The sequence below is a fragment of the Parasphingorhabdus sp. genome (genome assembly GCF_041748495.1).
In the GTDB taxonomy this organism is placed as follows: domain Bacteria; phylum Pseudomonadota; class Alphaproteobacteria; order Sphingomonadales; family Sphingomonadaceae; genus Parasphingorhabdus.
This window is the reverse complement of the sequence record NZ_JBGTDD010000097.1, coordinates 1-5,362: the sequence shown is the minus strand read 5'-3', so window position 1 is coordinate 5,362 and position 5,362 is coordinate 1. Positions and strand designations below refer to the sequence as shown.

The following is a 5,362-nucleotide window of genomic DNA, read 5'->3' as shown; positions in this document are numbered from 1 at the left end:
ACCGCAGCGGCCATCGGGCCCGACTTCGGCATCGCATATTGACGGGACACGGAGGCGGACTGCACGACCATGAACTGGTCGAATATCTGCTCGCACTCGCCATCCCGCGCCGCGACACCAAGCCTTTGGCCAAGCAACTGGTCGACGAGTTCGGCGGATTTTCGCGCCTGCTGGTGTCGGACGGCGATGCGCTGAGAAATTTCCCCGGCATGGGCGAAACGAGCGTGGCCGCATTGAAAATTGTTCAGGTGGCCGCATTACGCCTGATTTCCGAACCGGTGCGGACGCAGCCGATTCTGGGCAGCTGGCAGGCATTGCTCGATTATCTGCGGGCCGACATGGCGCATCTCGCCCATGAACGCGTGCGGGTGCTGCATCTCGACAGCAAGAACCGGCTGATCCGCGATGAACTGGTGAGTGAGGGGTCAATCGACCAGGCGGCCATCTATACCCGCGAAGTCATCAAACGCGCGCTCGCCTTGGGATCGGCCGCGATCATCCTGGTCCATAACCATCCGAGCGGTGACAGCACCCCCAGCCGTCAGGATATCGCTATCACCAAGGATATTTGCGCCGCCGGTCGCACACTCGGCATCACCGTCCATGATCATATCATCATCGGCCGCGACGGTCATTGCTCCTTCCGGTCGAAGGGATTGATCTAGCGGTTTTTGTAGCCAGAGTGCTCCCGTTGGCGCGCGGTGCTGATCATCAATAGAGGAACATCGGCATGCCCTCGACCTGGATCAGATTGGCACGATATTGATTGGCATCATAAAGGCCGGAGACATTGACCCCCTTGCTGTCCTCGAGCAGGGTTCCGATCGGCACCGTCCCGTAATTGCCATCGGTCAGGCAGACCATATTGGCCGTCCGATCCTGTTCGATCAGCTGCACCGCCAGCGCGCCAAAGGCAAAGCCGACCATCCGGTCCATCGCGTCCGGTTCGCCGGCTCGCATCAGATAAGCGAGTTCCTGCACGATGGTTCTCTGGTCCGAACGCGCCTCTATTTCGCGCGCCAGTTGCGTTCCGATATTCAAACCTTCGCGGTTGGTATTGGACTTGTTGATTTCGTCGGCATAATCCGTCTCGCCGGACAGCCGGGCCCCCTCGGATACCAGGCAGATGGCGTAGGATTCCGGATTGGCTTCCTTGTCCTTGAGCAGCAAGGGCAATAGCACATCCATGTCGGCCGGCACTTCGGCGATCACCGTCCGATCCGCCTGTGACAGAAAGCCGGAGAGCAAGGCGGTCTCGCCGGACTGTCGTCCGAACAATTCGATCACCGCTATCCGTTCGTGGCTCGCTGCCGTGGTTCGCAGCGAATTGATCGCCTGCACCGAGCGAGTGACCGCGGTCGAGAATCCGATGCAATAGTCCGTGCCATAAACATCATTGTCCATCGTCTTGGGAATTGAAATCACGTTGCGCCCGAGGCTGGCGAGATGCGCCGAAAAGCGCAGCGTGCCGTCGCCGCCCATGGTGATCAGCGCATCGACCTTCAGCGCATCGAGCACGTCCAGCACCTTTTGCGTCTGGTCACCCTGCTCCGTTCTGCGCGGGTCACAGCGGGAACTGTGCAGGATCGTGCCGCCCTGCCGGTCGATACCGCGCACCCGATCCTTGTCGAGCATCATGGCACTATTCTCCAGCGACCAGGGATCGGCAGGATCGACCTCGAGCACCCCTTCCCAGCCACGACGCAGGCCGATCACATCCCATCCGCGCTGCCAGGCCGACATCGCGATCGACTGGATGCAGGGATTAAGGCCCGGGACGTCGCCGCCGCCGGTGAGTATGGCCAGACGCATTTTATTCTCCCTGTTTCCGCCGCTGCATTGCCGACTCATTTCGTAGCTGCTAGCGGGACGGCAAATCGCGGCCCATCATTGCCGCAATCATTCTCTTTGTCCAAGGACCAATCATGATCCCACGCTATTCCCGCCCCGAAATGGTTGCCATCTGGGAACCGGAGTCGAAATTCCAGATCTGGTTCGAGATTGAGGCGCACGCCACCGATGCTCTTGCCGAACTGGGCGTGGTCCCCAGGGAAGCGGCGGAGGCGATCTGGGCCAAGGGCAAATTTGACGTGGCGCGGATCGACGAGATCGAACTCGAGGTGAAACATGACGTGATCGCCTTCCTGACCAATGTTTCCGAACATGTCGGAGAAGAATCGCGATTCATGCATCAGGGGATGACCTCGAGCGATGTTCTCGACACCTGTCTTGCGGTGCAACTGGCGCGCGCGTCGGACATATTGCTGGCGGATATTGACGCTTTGCTGGCGGCCATCAAGAAGCGCGCATTCGAACATAAGTTCACCCCCACCATCGGCCGCAGTCACGGCATTCACGGCGAGCCGGTAACCTTCGGCCTGAAACTGGCGCAGGCCTATGCCGAATTTGAACGCAACCGTGAACGGCTGGTCGCTGCGCGCAAGGAAATCGCCACCTGCGCGATTTCCGGTGCGGTCGGCACCTTCGCCAATATCGATCCGCGAGTCGAAGCCCATGTCGCGGCAAAATTGGGGCTGGAAGTCGAGCCGGTTTCAACCCAGGTCATTCCCCGCGACCGCCATGCACAATTTTTCGCCACGCTGGGCGTGATCGCCTCGTCGGTGGAGCGGCTTGCCGTCGAGATCCGCCACCTGCAACGTACCGAAGTGCTCGAGGCAGAAGAATATTTCTCGCCGGGCCAGAAGGGCAGCAGCGCAATGCCGCACAAGCGCAACCCGATCCTGACCGAAAATCTGACCGGCCTTGCCCGCATGGTCCGCAGCTACGCCCTGCCGGCGATGGAAAATGTCGCGCTGTGGCACGAGCGCGATATCTCGCACAGTTCGGTCGAACGGATGATCGGCCCCGATGCAACGATCACCCTCGACTTTTCGCTGGCGCGGCTGACCGGCGTGATCGAAAAATTGCTGATCTATCCGGAACGGATGCAGAAGAATCTCGACCGCATGGGCGGGCTCGTCCATTCGCAGCGCGTCCTGCTGGCGCTCACTCAGGCCGGGATCAGCCGCGAGGACAGCTACCGCATCGTCCAGCGCAACGCGATGAAAGTGTGGGAGTCGGATGGCGAGATTGCCTTGCTCGACCTGCTCAAGGCCGACCCCGATGTCAGCGCCAAGCTTTCCGATGCGGAGCTCGAGGAGCGTTTCAACCTCGATTATCATTTCAAGCATGTCGACACGATTTTTGACCGGGTCTTCGGAGAATAAGTCCATTTCCGCCCCCATTGCATAGCATCTGGCCACCCGGCTTTTTTAGGGCTAGGATAGCGGTCACACGCAAAAAGGGTGAAGCATGCAATTTATCAAAATCCTGTTCTGGGTTCTTCTGCTGGTCGCGACCTTCATCTTCTGGTGGACCAATGAGGCACGGGCCTCGCTGGATCTGGGCGCGGCGGTGGTCGAGGCCCGCGTGTCCACCTTTGTCGTGGGTGCCTTTCTGATTGGGTTCCTGCCGACCTGGCTGCTTCTCAGAGGATCGAAATGGCGTCTCTCTCGCCGGATCAAGACGCTCGAAGATGCCGCAAAACCGGTTTCAGCCCCGACCCCGACCGCCAGCCACGCACCGGTGCCCGCTGCAGCAACAGCGACGCCATCCTCACCGACCACAGCGAAGCCCGCGGCGGAACCCGCTCCGGCCGTGTCGTCGGTCGACAGCCCGAAGAAGACCGGCCTATGAGCAATCCGCTCTTTGTCGCGCTCGATACGCCGGACATGGACCGGGCGATCCAGATCGCGCAATCGGTCAAGGGCCATGTGGGGGGTTTGAAGCTCGGTCTCGAATTTTTCTGCGCCCACGGCCATCATGGCGTGCACGAAATCCAGAAACTGGGCCTGCCGATCTTTCTCGATCTCAAGCTGCACGACATCCCCAATACGGTGGCCAAGGCGATGCAGGCGATCAATATGCTGGAACCCGCCATCGTCACCGTCCACGCATCCGGTGGCCGGGCAATGATGGAAGATGCCAAGGCCGCGGCCAACGAGCATACCAAGGTGGTCGGCGTGACCTTACTGACTTCGCTGGACGAGCGCGATATGGGCCGGATCGGCTATAGCGGCACCACCCATGATCAGGTTGAGCGGCTGGCCGATCTGTCGCGCGAGGCCGGGCTGGACGGTATCGTCTGCTCCGGCAATGAAGTGAAAGCGGCGCACAAGATCTGGAAGGACGGCTTTTTCGTCGTTCCCGGACTGCGCCCCAAGGACGGTGCCCTGGCCGACCAGAAACGCGCCGTGACCCCGCGACAAGCCCGCGACAATGGCGCCAGCGTACTGGTGATCGGCCGGCCGATTACCGGAGCGGAAGATCCCAACGCAGCGGCGCGGGCGATTGAGGGGACGCTTTGAGTCTGGACGATGGTGGGTTCGAACCTACTACCAAAGGTGAAAAATGGGGTTGTTTAGTTGCTATACCATTCGGAATATTGGGTATTATTCTAACGTTCATGTCGCTATATCAAGAAGGCATTCCGGAAGAAGAACTGATTGACGAACACTTGATTTTTATTGTTGGGCTTTCGTCGACCGTGATTATCTGCTTCACTCTCCGCTTCATTATCATTCAAATAATTGATCGCGAACGATAGGAAAATAGATTTCTGTGCAAACCCAAATCAAGATCTGCGGCCTTTCCACCGAAACCACCATCGACGCGGCGGTCGAAGCCGGAGCCAGCCATATCGGCTTGGTCCATTTCGCCAAAAGTCCGCGCCATGTATCGCTCGAACGGGCGGCGCAGTTGCGCAAACACGCGAGCGACCGGGCGAAGGTCGTGCTGCTGCTGGTCAACGCCGATCCGGCGCTGACCGGGAAAGCGATCGACAAGGTCAGGCCCGATATCGTGCAGTTTCACGGCAGCGAAACGCCGGAATGGCTGAAGCTGGTCGCTGACAATAGTGGCCTCGAAATCTGGAAGGCGCTCGGCGTCAGGGACCGGCCGACGCTGGCGAAAAGCGACCGCTATGTCGGTGCAGCCGACCGGCTCTTGTTCGACGCACCAGCCACGGCCTTGCCGGGCGGCACCGGCACCTCCTTTGACTGGTCGTTGCTCGCGGATCATGCGCATCAGTTACCCTGGGGCCTCGCCGGCGGCCTTGATCCCGGCAATGTGGCCGAGGCCCTCGCCGCCACCCATGCCCCGCTGGTCGACATATCCTCCGGCGTGGAATCCACACCCGGCGTCAAACAGGTGGACAGAATCGCCGCCTTTTGCCAAGCGGTGCGCGACTATGACGCGGCTTGCCGTTAGTCCTGAGCTTGTCGAAGGACGCCTAACGACGAACCACGCACTTCGACATGCTCAGTGCTAACGGACAATCGGAACCCCAATGAACGACACACCC

Annotated in this window: 7 protein-coding genes; 6 read left to right on the top strand and 1 reads right to left on the bottom strand. The window is 60.1% G+C overall.

Translation table 11 applies throughout. From position 1 onward, the window contains the following. The coding region (radC, locus tag ACEW8J_RS08665) for a DNA repair protein RadC (RefSeq protein WP_373491239.1) at nt 1-665 on the top strand (665 nt) is incomplete at its 5' end. A gap of 46 nt (nt 666-711) precedes the next feature. Here the strand turns inward: radC and ACEW8J_RS08660 are convergent. Continuing rightward, nucleotides 712-1,812: a 6-phosphofructokinase gene (locus ACEW8J_RS08660; RefSeq protein WP_373491238.1), complete on the bottom strand. Its 1,101-nt coding sequence runs from the start codon at nt 1,810-1,812 to the stop codon at nt 712-714. A gap of 113 nt (nt 1,813-1,925) precedes the next feature. Between ACEW8J_RS08660 and purB the strand changes: the two genes are divergently transcribed. From purB to ACEW8J_RS08635, 5 genes are all read left to right on the top strand, one after another. After that, the gene (purB, locus tag ACEW8J_RS08655; protein ID WP_373491237.1) at nt 1,926-3,227 is read left to right on the top strand and encodes an adenylosuccinate lyase; all 1,302 of its coding nucleotides are present in this window, start codon (nt 1,926-1,928) and stop codon (nt 3,225-3,227) included. Nucleotides 3,228-3,312: 85 nt separating this feature from the next. Further along, nucleotides 3,313-3,696, top strand: coding sequence for a LapA family protein (locus tag ACEW8J_RS08650; RefSeq protein ID WP_373491236.1), 384 nt, complete (start codon nt 3,313-3,315; stop codon nt 3,694-3,696). Next, nucleotides 3,693-4,367, top strand: coding sequence for an orotidine-5'-phosphate decarboxylase (pyrF, locus tag ACEW8J_RS08645; protein ID WP_373491235.1), 675 nt, complete (start codon nt 3,693-3,695; stop codon nt 4,365-4,367). The genes ACEW8J_RS08650 and pyrF overlap by 4 nt, the downstream gene beginning before the upstream one ends. Continuing rightward, the gene (locus ACEW8J_RS08640) at nt 4,364-4,606 is read left to right on the top strand and encodes a hypothetical protein (protein ID WP_373491234.1); all 243 of its coding nucleotides are present in this window, start codon (nt 4,364-4,366) and stop codon (nt 4,604-4,606) included. Before pyrF ends, ACEW8J_RS08640 begins: the two co-directional genes overlap by 4 nt. 14 nt (nt 4,607-4,620) lie before the next feature. After that, nucleotides 4,621-5,268, top strand: coding sequence for a phosphoribosylanthranilate isomerase (locus tag ACEW8J_RS08635; RefSeq protein ID WP_373491233.1), 648 nt, complete (start codon nt 4,621-4,623; stop codon nt 5,266-5,268). The last annotated feature ends 94 nt before the right edge of the window (nt 5,269-5,362 follow it).